This window comes from Bradyrhizobium sp. USDA 4461 (assembly GCF_054055655.1).
In genome coordinates this window covers 7,008,164-7,023,890 of sequence record NZ_JBSRXM010000001.1, presented here as the reverse complement: position 1 = coordinate 7,023,890, position 15,727 = coordinate 7,008,164, and the positions used below count along the sequence as shown (strand labels likewise).

General features: G+C 65.6%; 14 protein-coding genes and 1 pseudogene. 6 read left to right on the top strand and 9 right to left on the bottom strand.

All coding sequences use genetic code 11. The features are described 5' to 3' along the window. The first annotated feature begins 82 nt into the window (after positions 1-82). Complete coding sequence (aspS, locus tag ACVINW_RS33135) at positions 83-1,858, top strand: aspartate--tRNA ligase (RefSeq protein ID WP_456755151.1); 1,776 nt, start codon at positions 83-85, stop codon at positions 1,856-1,858. A gap of 113 nt (positions 1,859-1,971) precedes the next feature. Here aspS and ACVINW_RS33130 read toward each other — a convergent pair whose 3' ends face one another. Next, a complete protein-coding gene (locus tag ACVINW_RS33130) occupies positions 1,972-3,987 on the bottom strand; it encodes a hypothetical protein (protein WP_456755150.1) in 2,016 nt (671 codons plus the stop codon). A 223-nt stretch (positions 3,988-4,210) separates the two neighbouring features. Between ACVINW_RS33130 and ACVINW_RS33125 the strand changes: the two genes are divergently transcribed. After that, entirely contained in the window at positions 4,211-6,520 is a 2,310-nt protein-coding gene (locus tag ACVINW_RS33125) for an NADP-dependent malic enzyme (protein ID WP_456755149.1), read from the top strand. Between the two features lie 154 nt (positions 6,521-6,674). Beyond that, a complete protein-coding gene (locus ACVINW_RS33120; protein WP_456755148.1) occupies positions 6,675-7,127 on the top strand; it encodes a DoxX family protein in 453 nt (150 codons plus the stop codon). Between the two features lie 108 nt (positions 7,128-7,235). On the opposite strand, the gene ACVINW_RS33115 is transcribed toward ACVINW_RS33120, so the two are convergent. The 4 genes and pseudogenes from ACVINW_RS33115 to ACVINW_RS33100 all read right to left on the bottom strand — a co-directional run bounded on the left by ACVINW_RS33115 (position 7,236) and on the right by ACVINW_RS33100 (position 11,573). Further along, positions 7,236-7,793, bottom strand: coding sequence for a dihydrofolate reductase (locus ACVINW_RS33115; RefSeq protein ID WP_456755147.1), 558 nt, complete (start codon positions 7,791-7,793; stop codon positions 7,236-7,238). Positions 7,794-7,874: 81 nt separating this feature from the next. Beyond that, complete coding sequence (locus ACVINW_RS33110; RefSeq protein WP_456755146.1) at positions 7,875-8,879, bottom strand: polysaccharide deacetylase family protein; 1,005 nt, start codon at positions 8,877-8,879, stop codon at positions 7,875-7,877. 163 nt (positions 8,880-9,042) lie between these two features. Then, positions 9,043-9,612, bottom strand: a complete 570-nt coding sequence (locus ACVINW_RS33105) for a glutathione peroxidase (protein ID WP_456755145.1) — start codon at positions 9,610-9,612, stop codon at positions 9,043-9,045. Between the two features lie 220 nt (positions 9,613-9,832). Beyond that, positions 9,833-11,573: pseudogene (locus ACVINW_RS33100) on the bottom strand (L,D-transpeptidase family protein). A 224-nt stretch (positions 11,574-11,797) separates the two neighbouring features. Here ACVINW_RS33100 and ACVINW_RS33095 point away from each other — a divergent pair. Then, positions 11,798-12,358: a CreA family protein gene (locus ACVINW_RS33095; RefSeq protein WP_456755144.1), complete on the top strand. Its 561-nt coding sequence runs from the start codon at positions 11,798-11,800 to the stop codon at positions 12,356-12,358. Positions 12,359-12,401: 43 nt separating this feature from the next. On the opposite strand, the gene ACVINW_RS33090 is transcribed toward ACVINW_RS33095, so the two are convergent. Further along, positions 12,402-12,620 (bottom strand): hypothetical protein, encoded by a 219-nt coding sequence (locus ACVINW_RS33090; protein ID WP_456755143.1) that lies wholly within the window; start codon positions 12,618-12,620, stop codon positions 12,402-12,404. A 435-nt stretch (positions 12,621-13,055) separates the two neighbouring features. On the opposite strand from ACVINW_RS33090, the gene ACVINW_RS33085 reads away from it, so the two are divergent. After that, positions 13,056-13,214 (top strand): hypothetical protein, encoded by a 159-nt coding sequence (locus ACVINW_RS33085; RefSeq protein ID WP_456755142.1) that lies wholly within the window; start codon positions 13,056-13,058, stop codon positions 13,212-13,214. A 39-nt stretch (positions 13,215-13,253) separates the two neighbouring features. Continuing rightward, entirely contained in the window at positions 13,254-13,649 is a 396-nt protein-coding gene (locus tag ACVINW_RS33080) for a hypothetical protein (RefSeq protein WP_456755141.1), read from the top strand. 55 nt (positions 13,650-13,704) lie between these two features. On the opposite strand, the gene ACVINW_RS33075 is transcribed toward ACVINW_RS33080, so the two are convergent. From ACVINW_RS33075 to pdxR, 3 genes are read right to left on the bottom strand one after another with little or no spacing between them, the layout of a single operon-like run. Then, positions 13,705-13,938, bottom strand: coding sequence for a DUF6719 family protein (locus tag ACVINW_RS33075; RefSeq protein WP_456755140.1), 234 nt, complete (start codon positions 13,936-13,938; stop codon positions 13,705-13,707). A gap of 11 nt (positions 13,939-13,949) precedes the next feature. Further along, entirely contained in the window at positions 13,950-14,099 is a 150-nt protein-coding gene (locus ACVINW_RS33070) for a hypothetical protein (protein WP_456755139.1), read from the bottom strand. A 47-nt stretch (positions 14,100-14,146) separates the two neighbouring features. Next, positions 14,147-15,661, bottom strand: a complete 1,515-nt coding sequence (gene pdxR, locus ACVINW_RS33065; RefSeq protein ID WP_456755138.1) for a MocR-like pyridoxine biosynthesis transcription factor PdxR — start codon at positions 15,659-15,661, stop codon at positions 14,147-14,149. Positions 15,662-15,727: the final 66 nt, after the last annotated feature.

Here is a 15,727-nt window from a genome sequence, read left to right as displayed (position 1 = left end):
GTCGGCTAAACCCTCCGCAACTTCGGATAGGGCATTTGGCCCTGTCGCGATTCGACCCTCCGACATCAGTTTTGGGACTAAAATGCATCGCTACCGGTCACACACATGCGGCGCGCTCCGAGAGAGCGATATCGACCAGACGGCCAGGCTGTCAGGCTGGGTCCACCGGGTCCGCGACCATGGCGGCGTGCTGTTCGTCGATCTGCGCGACCATTACGGCATCACCCAATGCGTGGCCGATCCGGACTCGCCGGCATTCGCCGAGGTCGAGAAGTTCCGCTCCGAATGGGTGGTGCGGATCGACGGCAAGGTGCGCCGCCGTCCGGCCGGCACCGACAATCCCGAACTGCCGACCGGCATGATCGAGATCTACATCAAGGAGATCGAGGTGCTGGGCCCGGCGGCCGAGCTGCCGCTGCCGGTGTTCGGCGAACAGGAATATCCCGAGGACATCCGGCTGAAATACCGCTTCCTCGACCTCCGTCGCGAGAAGCTGCACCAGAACATCATGACCCGCGGCGCGGTGGTCGATTCCATGCGCAAGCGGATGAAGGAGCAGGGCTTCTTCGAATTCCAGACTCCGATCCTCACCGCATCGTCGCCGGAAGGCGCGCGCGACTTCCTGGTGCCGTCGCGGATCCATCCCGGCAAGTTCTACGCGCTGCCGCAGGCGCCGCAGCAGTACAAGCAACTTTTGATGATGTCGGGCTTCGATCGCTACTTCCAGATCGCGCCGTGCTTCCGCGACGAGGACCCGCGCGCAGACCGCCTGCCGGGCGAGTTCTACCAGCTCGACGTCGAGATGAGCTTTGTGACTCAGGACGACGTGTTCGCGGCGATGGAGCCGGTCATCACCGGCGTGTTCGAGGATTTTGCCAAGGGCAAGCCGGTCACCAGGAACTGGCCGCGGATTCCGTTCGCGGAAGCCGTGCGCAAATACGGCTCCGACAAGCCCGACCTGCGCAACAAGATCGTGATGCAGGAGGTCTCCGAGCACTTCCGCGGCTCCGGCTTCAAGGTGTTCGCGCGGATGCTGGAAGACCCGAAGAACCAGGTCTGGGCGATCCCGGGTACCGGCGGCGGTAGCCGCGCGTTCTGCGACCGCATGAACTCGTGGGCACAGGGCGAAGGCCAGCCGGGCCTGGGCTACATCATGTGGCGCGAGGGCGGCGAGGGCGCTGGTCCCTTGGCGAACAACATCGGCCCGGAACGGACCGCTGCGATCCGCGACCAGCTCGGCCTGAAGGAAGGCGACGCGGCGTTCTTCGTCGCCGGCGATCCCGAAAAGTTCTGGAAGTTCGCAGGCCTTGCGCGCACCAAGCTCGGCGAGGAATTGAACCTGATCGACAAGGACCGCTTCGAGCTCGCCTGGATCGTTGACTTCCCGATGTACGAGTATGACGAGGAGAACAAGAAGATCGACTTCTCGCACAACCCGTTCTCGATGCCGCAGGGCGGCCTCGACGCGCTCAAGTCGCAGGATCCGCTTGATATCAAGGCGTTCCAGTACGACATCGCCTGCAACGGCTATGAGATCGCCTCGGGCGGCATCCGTAACCACAAGCCGGAAGCGATGGTGAAGGCGTTCGAGATCGCCGGCTATGGCGAGCAGGAGGTCATCGACCGCTTCGGCGGCATGTACCGTGCGTTTCAGTACGGCGCGCCGCCGCATGGCGGCATGGCGGCGGGTCTCGATCGCATTGTGATGCTGCTCTGCGGCACCAACAATCTGCGCGAGATCTCGCTGTTCCCGATGAACCAGCAGGCCATGGACCTCCTGATGGGCGCGCCGTCGGAAGCCACGCCGAAGCAGCTCAAGGAGCTGCACATCCGCACCAACCTGCCGGCGAAGGGGTAGGCGCGCGGAGGAGGTGCGTAGCCCGGATGGAGCGAAGCGAAATCCGGGGCTCTCCGATGGCGACACTGTTCCCGGATTGCGCTGCGCTCCATCCGGGCTACGGGAGACGTTGATTACAACCCCGTCGACGCCTCGATCTTGAATTGCGCCAGCGCCGATTGCGGATCGGCCTTGAGCAACTGCATCAATTGAAGCACCGGCGCTTTGGCGCGCGGGGTCAGTCTGATGACAAGCGTCTGTCCCGGCGTCTCGATGAATTGGCTGATCGCGGTGACGAGGGCGGTGGCATCCGGATTGGCGGCACCGATCGCGTCGCTTTGCGCCTTGATGCTGTCGAGGATGGCCTTGCGCGCCTCGTCGCGGCCGACATTCCGGGTGCGGGCGAACTGGGCGATCGCGATATCGATGACGCCGAGGTCATGGACGGTGAACTCGATCGTGCCGGCCTCGATCTGCGCGGCTGCGCCCATAGACTCCGCCGCGCTGGTCGAAAACGCCTCGCGCGGCACATTGCCGAGCGCGAGCTTCGCCGATGCATTCAACAGGCCGGCCATGTCGAGCTTGACCGGCTCGAGCGCGAGCGCGCGTGACGCCTCGGTCCAAACAGCGCCGAGATCGGCATCGATCGCCATCCGGTCGATGCCGGCGGCGACCAGCGCCTGCTGCTGCGGATCGGCGGCATCGAGCGGCGCCGCCATCTTCGCGACCAGGTGCAGTTTGCTCGGGATCGTTCCGACGAACTGACCCCAGTCGAGGCTGAGGACATCGATGTTGACCGGCTTGCCGGTGGCCTTGTAGGGCGACGTGACGCCCTTGACCTCGACGCCCTCGATCAGGGGAAACAGCGTGAGCGCCTGTTCAGCCGACGGCTTCTGCGCGGCGAACTGCGCCGAAAGCCGCAGGAAGCTCGCGACATCGAGCGACTTCAGCGCGAAACGTCCGACCTTGAGCGGGCCGTTCGGCGCGCGGGCGTCCAGTCCTTCGACCGCCAGCTCGCCGATCTTGCCATGCTCGAGATTGAAGCGCACCGCGGACAGCTTGAACGGGCCCTGCGGCGTTTCGACTGAAAGACCGCGGATTTCGGCATTGCCGACTCCCGCGCCGGAATAAAGGCCGGCGACCTTCTCCAACAGCTCGCGCGCCTGTGCCGGGCTCGGCGGCGCGCTGCCCTGCGGTGGGATCATCGCCAGCAGCGCCGGCAACTGCATCCGCGACGGGTTGATTTTGACGTCGTCGACGGTCACGCCCTCGATCCGCATGTTGAGGCCGGGCATGGCGGCCGCGCCATCGGTTTTCGCTGCGATCACATAGGGGCCGGCCGAAACGTGGCCTTGGATCCGATAATCGCGGTCGTCGCTCGCCTTGGCCGGATCGAACATTGCCGCCATCGCACCGACGTCGATATCGGTCGCGGCGAGATTGGCGAGGTCGCCGGTCATCGTGACCGGCTTGCCTGTCTGCGGCTGCGTATTGATCTTGAACGCAACCTTGTCGGTCTTGCTGGAGGCGATCTTGCCGTCCTTCAGATTTTCGATCGCAAGGCCCGAATAGTCGAACGTGCCGCCGGCGCCGTCGCCGGCATGTGCCGCAGTGCTGAAGGTCATCGTTCCGGTCAAGCTGGGCGCTGTGACCGACGACGCGCTGATGCTTGCGATCTGCGTGAATCCAAACCGGTACAGCTCGAGGATCGACGATGAGGCCGGAAGCTGCGGCAGGCCGGCGGGACCGGAATAGTCCCTCACCGTGATCCGCGGCGCCTCGTAGGTGAGGGTGGCGATTGTCGGGGTCGGGTTTACCACGCCGGCCTCGACGTCGCTGAAATCGACATTGCTGGCGGAGATTCGTGCCGCGTCCGGCTGGCCGAGGCCGGCCATCGTGAGGCTGCCGATCCTGACGTTGACAGGGGGTTGAGCGCCGAACTCGATGGCGACGTCCGCAATCGTCAGGGTGCGGCTCTTGGTGTCGAAGGCGATCTTGCCGTGGCTCGCCTTGGCACCGCTGGCGCGGACCTGCTCGAAGGCGGCCTCGACGTCGCGGATCACCCGGCGCTGGGCATAGACGTCGAAACCGAAATAACCGCCGGCCGCGATCACTGCGACGGCGACCAGGCCGAGCAGAATTTTCTTCATTCGGTCAACTCCGGATCATCAGGGGGAAAAAATTGCCAATCCGCGGCCGGAAGGTGCAGCATCGACGAACGGGGCCGCCCGGGCCTGTTGACGGGGGCATTCTCTGATGTTGCATCGGAGCGGCGGGACATGCTTCACATCCGGCTCGATTTGCCGGACAACTGACTTTTGCCTGGATTAGCACAGAAACGAGAAATTTGGGCCGGAAACGCGGGGAGCACGTATGTCGTCATCGTCTGAAGAACTCCATAACGCCGCGCTCGCCTATCACCGGCTGCCGCGACCGGGCAAGCTGGAGATCCAGGCAATCAAGCCGCTTGCCAACCAGCGCGACCTGGCGCTGGCCTACTCGCCGGGCGTGGCCGCCGCCTGCACCGAGATCGCCAAGAACCCCGCCGAGGCGGCGACGCTCACCGCCCGCGCCAATCTGGTGGCCGTGGTCTCGAACGGCACCGCGGTGCTCGGGCTCGGCAATATCGGCCCGCTGGCTTCCAAGCCCGTCATGGAAGGCAAGGCGGTGCTGTTCAAGAAATTCGCCGGCATCGACGTGTTCGACATCGAGATCAATGCCAACACGATCGAGCGGGTGGTCGAGACGGTTGCCGCGCTGGAGCCGACCTTCGGCGGCATCAATCTGGAGGACATCCGCGGGCCGGAGTGCTTCGAGATCGAAACGCAGCTCAAGGAGCGCATGAAGATCCCGGTGTTCCACGACGACCAGCATGGTACGGCCATCATCGTCGCAGCCGCGATCGTCAACGGGCTGCAGCTGAACGGCAAGCAACTGTCGGATGTGAAGATCGTCTGCTCCGGCGCCGGCGCCGCCGCGATCGCGACCCTCAATCTGCTGGTCTCGATGGGCGCGCAGCGCAAGAACATCTGGGTCTGCGACATCGACGGCGTGGTCTATGACGGACGCAACACCACGATGGACCGCTGGAAGGCGGTCTATACCCAGAAGACCGACGCGCGCGTGCTGGCCGACGTCATTCCGGGCGCGGACATCTTCATCGGGCTGTCGGCGCCCGGCGTGCTGAAGCCCGAGATGGTCAAGCAGATGGGCGACAAGCCGCTGGTGATGGCGCTCGCCAATCCGGTGCCGGAGATCATGCCGGACGAGGCGCGGCTGGCGCGTCCCGATGCGATGATCTGCACCGGACGGTCGGACTTCCCGAACCAGGTCAACAACGTGCTGTGCTTCCCGTTCATCTTCCGCGGCGCGCTCGACGTCGGCGCCACCGCGATCAACGAGGCGATGAAGCATGCCGCCGTGGATGCGATCGCGCAGCTCGCGCGCGATCCGCCGTCGGATGCGGTCGCCCATGGCTTCGAGGCCGGCGAGACGCAAGGGTTCGGCCCGGGCTCGCTGATCCCGAGCCCATTCGATCCGCGCCTGATCCTGCGCATCGCGCCGGCGGTGGCCAAGGCCGCGATCGAATCCGGCGTCGCGACAAGGCCGATCGCCAATTTCGACGAGTACGCCGCCAGCCTCGAGCGCTTCGCGTTCCGCTCCGGCCTCACGATGAAGCCGGTGTTCGCCAAGGCGAAGACCCAGCCGGTGCGCGTGATCTACGCCGAGGGCGAGGACGAGCGCGTGCTGCGCGCGACCCAGGTGGTGCTCGAGGAGAAGCTGGCGCGGCCGATCCTGGTCGGCCGTCCGTCGGTGGTCGAGACCAGGATCAAGCGGTTCGGCCTGTCGATCAAGGCCGGGCGCGATTTCGACCTGGTCAATCCCGAGGACGATCCGCGCTACCGCTCCTATGTGCAGTCCTATATCGACGTCGCCGGCCGGCGCGGCGTGACGCCCGAGGCCGCGCGCACGGTGGTGCGCACCAACAACACGGTGATCGCGGCGCTGGCGGTGTCGCGCGGTGAGGCCGACGCGATGCTGTGCGGCGTCGAGGGCCGCTACATGAGCCATCTGCGCCATGTCCGCGAGATCATCGGCTTCCTGCCGGGGGTCAGCGACTATGCCGCGCTGGCGCTGATGATCACCTCCACCGGCGCCCATTTCCTCGCCGACACCCAGGTGCGGCCGAACCCGAGCGCGGAAGAGCTCGCCGAAGTCGCCTCGCTCGCGGCGATCCACGTCCAGCGCTTCGCCTTCAAGCCGAAGGTCGCCTTCGTGTCACATTCCGACTTCGGCAGCTATGATACGGACTCCTCGCGCAAGATGCGGCGGGCCACCCAGCTCTTGAAGGACAAGCATCCGGAGATCGAGGCCGACGGCGAAATGCAGGGCGACACCGCGCTGTCGGCGGTGGCGCGGCGCCTGGTGCTGCCGCAGTCGCGGCTGGAGGGCGAGGCCAACATCCTGATCATGCCGAACCTCGACGCCGCCAACATCGCCTACCAGATGATCAAATCGCTGGCCAACGCATTGCCGGTGGGACCGATCCTGATCGGTCCGGCGCGTCCGGCGCACATCCTCACCCCCGGCGTGACGGCGCGCGGCATCCTCAACATGACCGCGGTCGCCGCCGTCGAGGCCCAGGAGCGCGCCGGCCGCGCGCAGCCGACGCTGTTCGGCTGACGGGGTTGTTTGAGCACGCTATGTCCGGAAAGCCGCAGCGCAGTTTTCCGGATCGTGCGTGAGCGAGATGGATTCGATTTGATCGAAGCAGGCGGGGCGGCCATAATCGCTCCGCCTGCTTCGTCCGATTTCCGCCATCCAGTGAGGCCGACCCATGCCAGCTTTCATCACCTTCGGACGGATCCTGTTTGCCGTGCTGTTCCTCTATTCAGGGGCGAGCAAGCTGTTCGGCATCCAGGCAACGGCGGACCTGCTCGCGGCCAAGGTGACGATCCCGGCCGTGGTCGCGCCCTATACGCAGCAGATCGAAAGCTTCGTCGGCATGCCGTTCATGCAGCTGCTGGCGATCACGGTCGGCGCCTTCGAGATCATCGCGGGGCTGATGATCGCGGTGAACGTGCTGGCGCGGTTCTTCGCACTCCTGCTGATCATCTACGTGTGCGTCGTCACCTTCTACTTCCATGATTTCTGGAATCAGCCGGCGCCCGACAATCTCAGGACGCTGATCGATGCGCTGAAGAACCTGTCGCTGATCGGCGCGCTGTTCATCATCGCCGGCTACGGCCGCGGCCCGCGCCGCGACGACCCGGCGTATGGCGACGTGTAGGGCAGAGCGCAATTGCGTAGGCGGATGGGTGGAGCGCAGCGAAACCCATCATCTCTGCCGGGCAATCGATGGGTATCGCTTCGCTCCACCCATCCTGCTACGGGGCCGTCAACCCGCGCGCCGCCACGGCGTGACGCTGACATCCTGCGCGGCGTCGATCAGCTTTGACGCACCGGCGGCGAGGCCGTGCGCTGCCAGTACCTGCTGCGGGGTGCGGGCAGGGACGCCGGGAAAGCACGGCTCGCCGTCGGGGATATGCACATTCGGTGCGACCGAGAGCCAGAACGTGTCGTAGCGGTCCATGAACATGCCGAACACGCCGGGGCCACCGATGATCGCGACCATGCCCGCGGTCACGCCGGCCGCGCAGCTCGCGGTCTCGAACGGGCAGCCGGCGGGATTCCACAGCAGCGCCTTCGGATTGTCAGGGTCCGGCGCTGTCGCCGCGACCTTGGTCGTCAGGATCAGGCGGCGGCGCTTCGGCGCGTTCGGCTGCTCTTCCTGGGAATGGCGGCCGTGGACGATGAGATCGGCGCGCTCGAGCGCCGCGGTGAAGAACTTCTTGTCGCCCTCGATCTTGAGTTCGTCGGGCATCACATTGCGCGCATTCGCCAGCCGGCCGTCGGCGGAGACGATGACGAAACCCTCGATACGCAACGCTGACATGGGAGTCTTTTTCTGACGCGTTTTCTTCACGCGAACCGGGGGTCCACTTCGCTCGAAAACGCTTTGCGATCGCCGATGCGGCTACTGATCGACCGTGGTGACGACGCTGTTCACCGGCCGCGAGCTCACGGTCGGCAGCTTGACGTCCTTGGCGAGCTCCTGCTCGTATTGCGGCAGCACGGTCGCCGGGAACTTGGCGCGCATCGCGACCACCTTGTAGCCGCCGGCCTTGAGCTGCGTCAGCAGCGTGGGCAGGGCTTCCGCGGTGTGCTTCTGGAAGTCGTGCATCAGGATGATGCCCTTGCCGAGCTTGGCGAGCTTCTTCATTACGGTGTCGATCACCTGCTGCGAGTTCTTCGACTTGAAGTCGAAGGAGTCGAGATCGCAGGAGAAGATCGCGATGTTGCGGTTGCCGAGATAGGTGACCATTTCCGGCGGATGCTGCAGCGCCGGGAAGCGGAAGAACGGCGAGGGCGAGGTCTCGAGCGCCCACTTGACCGCGGCAAGGCCGCGTTCGATCTCGTCCTTCTTCTGATCCTCGGTCAGCTTCTTGCTGTTCAGATTTTCGTGCGACCAGGTGTGCGAGCCCACGGTGTGGCCGGCGGCATAGACCTGACGCAGGATTTCCGGATGGTAGGTGGCGTGTTTGCCGATCGGGAAGAAGATGCCCGTGGTGCACTCGTCCGCCAGCGCCTTCAGCACCGCCGGCGTGTTGCCCGGCCACGGACCGTCGTCGAAGGTCAGCACCACCTCGTGGTCGCGCAGGAAGTCGAGCTGCTTGAAATGCTCGAAGCCGAAGCCGGGACCGCCGGTGGTGTCGATCTCGACGGTGCGGGCGACGCCGAGCGCGTTCGGATTGTTGCAGGCGGCGCGCGCCGGCTGCGGCGCTTGCTTCGGCGGCACGGGGGCGGCCGCCGCAGTGGCGGGCGCGGGCGCCGCGGCGGCAGGCGCCGGAGCTGCGGCCGCGGGAGCTGCTGCCGGCGCTGCGGCGGCGCCCTTGGCGGGCGGCGTCTGCTGCGACCAAGCTGCGCTCGACGCGAGCAACGATACGGTCCCTGCGAAAATCAGACCTGCTGCAATGCGCATGGCGTGTTCCCTGCTGATCGCGCGCCGGGCTGCGGTCTTGCCGCGACCGGGCCGCTTCGCCCCCAACCGATCGTACCCTAGTCGCAGTGGCGACGCCAAGGCAATGAAGGTGGCCGGCGCGACTCAAAAATCCTCAGTTAATTCCGGGGATTATCGCGGCGCCTCAAGCGACCGCCAAGGCCCGTGCGATCCCGGTCTTGATGCGGGTGTCGTCGGGTGTGACCGACTCAGGGAAGACGTCGGCGATATAGCCGTCGCGGCCGATCAGGTATTTGTGAAAGTTCCAGCGTGGCACGTCCTTCGGCCGGGCCTCGGCCGCCCAGCGGTAGAACGGATGCGCGCTGGCACCCCTGACCACCGCTTTCGCCGCGATCGGGAAGGTGACGCCGTATTGGTGCTGCGCGGTTTCGGCGATCTCGGTCGGACCGCCGGGCTCCTGGCCGCCGAAATCATTGGACGGTACGCCGATGATGACGAAGCCGCGCTCGCGGAATTCGGTCCACAATTGCTGCAAGCCGGCATATTGCGGCGTGAAGCCACAGAGCGAGGCGGTGTTCACGATCATCAGGGGACGGCCGGCATAGTCGGCCAGGCGAATCTCGCCGCCGTCGAGGGCCGGGAATGAGAAGGCGTAGGCCGTGATCCGGCTCATCGCGGGCTGCTCGGCATGCAGCGCGCGGGAGCCTGCGGCCGCGGCGAACGCCGCCACGATCAGTGTCCTGCGATCCATCATGGTCTCGTCCCCGGAACAGATGCGAGGGAGATCATAGTCCAGTGGGGCAGGCGCGAGGTTTCAAGAAGGCGTTATAGCTGGACGCGAGTAGCCCGGATGGAGCCAACGGGTCGCGCGGACGCGCGCCCGATGACGGGCTCCGCGCAATCCGGGGCCGCGCCTTCAGCGGACAGAGCAGTCCCGGATTACGCTGCGCTTCATCCGGGCTACGACCGCTGGTCTAACGCAGCGGCAGGATGAAGTCGGTGCCTTCGCCGGTCTCGCCCTGGTTGACGCCGAGATCGGAGACGATGATCGATCCGCCGCTGCCCAGCGCCTCGTTGATCCGCGCCATCACGTCCGACGGAATCGAGATGCGGTCGAGCGCTTCGGCCGGGCTGTCCGTCACGGGCTGTGGCTTGGCCTCGACCGGCGCCGCGGCTGCCACCTTGCGGCGATGCGCGGCCCGCTCCTCGACGTCGATGCGGGCGGCGTTGCGGCTCGGCAGCGTCACCACCGACCAGCGCAGCAGGTTCGCGTCGCTCTTGTCGGCTTCCGCCGTGAACACATGGGTGCCGAGCGGCCGGTCGCTTGCCGCGATCGTCACCGGCACGTCGAACAGCGGCGCAAAGTTCTGCCGCACATAGAGCTTGGAATCCTTGCGGCTGATGAACACGGCGATCTGGCCGGCGCGCTTCGACACGTCGATCTTGGCGAGGCCCGGCAGCCGTGCCGGGTCCTTCTTGGCATCGAAGGCTATCGGCTGCTGTCGCTGCCTCGGCGGGATCGGCCTTGGGCGCTTCGGTCTTCGAAGGATCAGCCTTCGATGCATCCACCTTCGGCTCGTCGGCCTTGGGCGCTTCGGCCTTGGGCGCTTCGGCGACGGCGGGCTTGGCGGCGTCCGGCTTCGGCTCGTTGGCCTTCGATTCATCGGCCTTGGCTGCCGCCTTGGCCGCGTCATTCGCGGAGACCTCGGACTTCGCCGTGTCAGTGCTGCCGGTGGTTTCACCGACCGTCTTGTCATCGGCGGCGACGGAATTGGTTTCGGCCGGCCTGTCGGCCGCGGTCTCGGGCTTCGTCGGCTGGGACGGATCGGCCGCGATCTTCTCCGCAATGGCATCGCGCGCGGAGGAGGCATCGGACATCGTCGCCGAGGCGCTCGCCGCCGGCATCGCGCCGCTGGCGTCGGCGGTGTGGGTGTTGTCGCGCAGCGAGGCGGTATGGCCGACGCTGCTGCGCAGATCGAGCCCGGACTGCTTGTCGGCGCCCTTGTCGCTCTTCACGCCGAGCGGCGCATCCATCTTCAGGATGTCGTCGGCAACCGGCTGCTGCGGCGCGACCCTCTGCGTCACCAGCAGCGGATGCGAGAAGTTCTCCGGCGAGATCGTGCCCGGTGTGACGAACACGCGAGCGCCCATCCGCGTCCAGTTGTACATCTTGACCGCAAACGACATCGGCATGCGGATGCAGCCATGGGAGGCCGGATAGCCGGGCAGCACACCGGCGTGCATCGCGATGCCCGACCAGGTGATGCGCTGCATGTACGGCATCGGTGCGCCGCTATAGATGTTGGACTGGTGGTACTTCTGCTTCTGGATGACGCTGAAGACACCCATCGGGGTCGAATGCCCCTTCATGCCGGTCGACACCGGGCTCTCGGCGTAGAGGCCGTTCGAGTCGTAGACGCTGACCCGCTGCTGATCGATCGAGACCGAGATGATGAGAGGACCCTGCGGCTTGCTGCCGGTCTCCTTCTGGGTCGCCGGGGTCTTCTTCGCTGTGCTGCGCTTCGGCTTTTGCCGGTGCGGCGCCGGCATCGGCTCGACCTCGCCGTAAAAGGCGGAGTCGCGGTTCCAGTAATAGAGGGCTGCGTCAGCGTGCGTGGAGGCGGCGACGGTGCCGGCCGCCGTCAGAATTGCAAACTGCCAGAACCGCCCATTCGCAGAATCAAAAATCGAAATCCGACGTCCGCCTGCGCGCATATTCCGAATCCCAGTCCAAACTACCTGTTTGTTGTCGCAGACGCACAACGCGTTCACCAGCGCAAGCGATCTAACCCTTCCGTGAGCGGGGTATTTTCGACGAAAGCGTAGCAAAAAAGCCTCACAAGAGGTTAAACGCCCCGGTCTGATCACCGAACTGTCAGCGCCTTCCTGTGCGGCGTTTGCGCACTACATAGGCGGGACCCACCCCCGCGGAGACCTCCATGACGTCGAGAACTGTGAGCCTGTGTGACGTGCGACCGTTGTCACGATGGGGGTGCGCGGCGCTCTTGATGTTGCTGGCGGTGGGGCAGGCCGCACCCGCGGCCGCGGCTGACGAGCCGGACCTGATCTTCCGCCGCTCGACGGTATTCAAATGGATGAGCCCCAACGACAAGCTCGCGACCTATGGCGTCGACGACCCCGAGGTCGAGGGGGTAGCCTGTCACTTCACGGTGCCGGAGAAGGGCGGCTTCAAGGGCTGGCTTGGCCTTGCCGAGGAAGTTTCTGATATCTCATTGGCTTGCCGGCAGATCGGGCCGATCCGCTTCAAGAGCAAGCTCGGCCAGGGCGACGACATGTTCAGCAAGCGCCGGTCGCTGTTCTTCAAGAAGATGCAGATCGTGCGGGGCTGCGACGCCAAGCGCAACGTGCTGGTCTACATGGTTTATTCGGACAGACTGATCGAGGGCTCGCCGAAGAACTCGACGTCATCGGTGCCGATCATGCCTTGGGGCGCAGCCGATGCCGCCGCCGTCCAGAAGTGCAGCGAGTTCATTCAGTAGGAGAAGCAGCGGCTTGCCCGGGTCGGCTGATGCGGCGAGTGAGTTAGCTTTTGGGCTGCCCGAACGGCTTCGCCCCGATGGCGAGGCCTGGCTTGAGCTTCGAGTCGCGGCAGCCGACGAGGCGGACCAGCTTCTGCGGTGCGCACTCATTGTCGCCCATCACATACGCGCCCTGCTGCGGCATCGCGGCCGTCATCTGTTGCTGCTGGCCGGATTTGCTCGCCGCGGATTCATTGCCAACACCGGTGTTGCCATTGCCCACGACTGATATCCTTCGTTGGATTGGGATTGCGACAACGTGCCACCGCGAAGTTGGTTGCACGGTGCCCAGATGAGTCGGCCGGCGAGCTGCCCGGTTCAGCAACGCCGTTGGCCACCCTTGCGGTGCTGCGTCCTGTCTCAGCAGAGGAAAGTTAAGAAAGCGCCGCAGCCCGCTCAATGCGCGAGATAATTCCCAACGGGGGTGCGCGGCGGTCGCGGCGCGCGAAATCTTGAACGCGCGGACTGTCGCCGCGCCGGTACTGAATACATTGGTGTTTTTCGGCTGATGTTTCGTGGTTCCCCGGTCGACGAAACAATTCTCCCGCCGACGAAACCATTTTCGGCTTGTTCCGCAGAACTCCGGAAACGCCAGATCGTTATCAAACCGTCAACACAACGGCGCCGGGCGTCGGATCGAAATGACGGAGACAGATACATGCGGACCATCAGCCTGATCCTCGCCTTCGCGTTCGTGATGGCCGGTTCGTCGATGGCCGGCACGCCGGACAACGGTTTGCCCGGGATCGGCACCTTCTCCTATAACGGCTCGCCGGTCATCACCTCGGCCCCGATGGTGATGGCGCAGGCCAACTGAGCGCGACGCGAAAAACAGACCTGCCGGCAAAGGCTCCCCATGTTGCTCCGTATCTGCTCCGCCGCGATGTTCGCATCGCTTGTTTTGGCGGGTTCTGCGCAAGCCCAATCCCAACTCCCGCTGGAGTCGATGCAGATCCGGTCGCTGTACCGGGTGCCTGAGCCGCGCGACGAGTTCGTGCGCCAATGCGCGCCGCACATGCTCGGCCGCTGGGCGCATCCCGAGGCCGTCTGCGGCTGCCTGCACGATCATGCGGCTGCGACGGTTGACGATCCCGATCTGCGCCAGGCGCTGCTGCGCGGCATCAGCGAGACCGGCGTGCCGACCATCGAGACCGACTGGGTGCCGCCGTCCAAGCAAAACGAGATCGGCCCGACCTTCACCAAGATCGCCAAGCCGACGCTGCAATGCATGTTCGAGCCGGTCTCGAACTGAGCGGCGCGTTAGCGATGCAATGACGAAGCAGGCGCCTCGCGGGAAGCGGGGCGTTTTACTTTTTGGCGAGGCGCGGCACGCAGCTTTGGGTCCGCACCACGCCGTTCTGGCTCAGCTTGGCGCCGACGACCTGCTTGATCTGCCCGGCCGGGCAGGAGCCGTCGTCGACCAGCACGCGCTGACCGACCCGAAGGTCGACGATATCGGCCTCGCGCATCACGGTTTGCGCGGACGCAGAGCTTGCCAGCGCGACGGCGCCGATCAGCGCGACCAATCCGATGCGCGGCATCGCGGCCTCCCTCATTTGTTCTGGATCTTGACCCCGTCGGGGCCGACATTGATCTGCAGACCTTCGGGCTGCTTCTTCGCCTGATACAGGTTGTATCCGAGCATGCCTGCGATCACGATCAGCGCGCCGATCACGAGATACAGGACGTTGCGATTGGGCATCCGGTATCTCCGTAAGCGGACACTGACCAAAACGCGGGCGACCATAGTCAGATGGCTGCGATTCTCCTAGAGCGCCGCGGCTTGGCAGATGACTTGATGGATACCTTGCGCGCCGCGCGTAGCGCAGTCAGCGTTGTCTTCGCCAGTTGTTCCGCCGACGCGACAAGTTGCGGAACCGGATGACCGGAAAATCCCAGCACGAAGCCGGGCAATGGCTGCGCGCGATGATAGGTCTCGGCGAGCAGCCAGCCGCCGACGCCGGCGTTGGCCTTTGCTTGGGCTGCAACCAGCGGATCGGTCGCGGGATCCAGGCGTGCGACGAGATGCAGGCCCTGTGACGGCACGGGAACCGTGAGCTCGCCTTCGGATGCATTTTGTAGGGTCGACGCCAGCACATCGCGTGCCTCGCGATAGAGCTTGCGTGCCTTGCGCAGGTTGGCGGCGAAGGCGCCGGAGTTCAGCATGTCGGCCACGGCGCCTTCCATCAGCGTGCCGGGAAAGCGGTCGAGCGCGGCGCGCGCCGCCGTGACCGGACCGATCAAGGCTTCGGGCAGGGCGCAATAGCCGATCCGCAATCCCGGAAACAGCGTCTTGGCAAACGTGCCCATGTAGATCACGCGGCGCAGATGATCGATGCCGGCGAGCGACAGCAGCGGCGCGCCGTCATAGCGGAACTCGCTGTCGTAATCGTCCTCGAACACGAACGCGCCGGCGTCGCGGGCCCAGTCGAGCAGCTCGAGCCGGCGCGGCATCGACATCTGTACGCCGAGCGGAAACTGGTGTGATGGCGTGACATAGGCGGCGCGCGCTGCCGGCGCGGATGCGCGTCCCTTGTCGATGCGCATGCCGGAGCCATCGACCGGCACCGACACCGGCCGATAGCCGCAATGCTCGATCGCGCGGCGCGCGGCCGGATAGCCGGGATCCTCGCACCAGACCTGGTCGCCGGGCTTGAGGATCGCCCCGAGTACGATGCGCAACGCGTGCAGCGTGCCCGACGCCAGCATGATCTGGCCGGGGTCGCAGCGCAGCCCGCGCGCCGACAGCAGATGGTCGGATATCGCCGCGCGTAATTCGCTGCTGCCGCGCGGATCGCCGTAGTGCAGATGCTCGGAGCCGAAGGCGCGCAGCCTGCGGCCGGCAAAGGCACGGAAGCGCTGCAGCGCACGCTCGTCGATATGGGTACAGCCGAGCGACAGCGCATTGTGCTGCGGCGGCTCGATCTCGATCCTGGCGTGTCGCGGCGCGGTCGCCTGGGCGGGAATGCGCGCGGCGACGAAGGTGCCGGAGCCGGTGGTCGCCACCGCAAAACCGTCGGCGATCAAGCGCTCATAGGCGGTGGTGACCGCGTTGCGGCGGAAGCCGGTCTGCTTGGCGAGCGCTCGCGACGGCGGCAGCGGCTCGCCCGGCTTGACCAGGCCGCCGACGATGGTGTGGCACAGCGCCTGATAGAGCCGCTGCTGCGAGGCTGCGCCGGCCGTGACATGCGGGCCGCTGAGGTCGAGCGGCAGCTCCGGCTTGCGCGCCGCGGGCGTCCGGGAATTGGTCGGAATTTTTCGCATGGAATTGGCACTATCGCAGACCAAATGAGCAGCTACAACTCTGGACAGATTCCAGATCTGACGAGG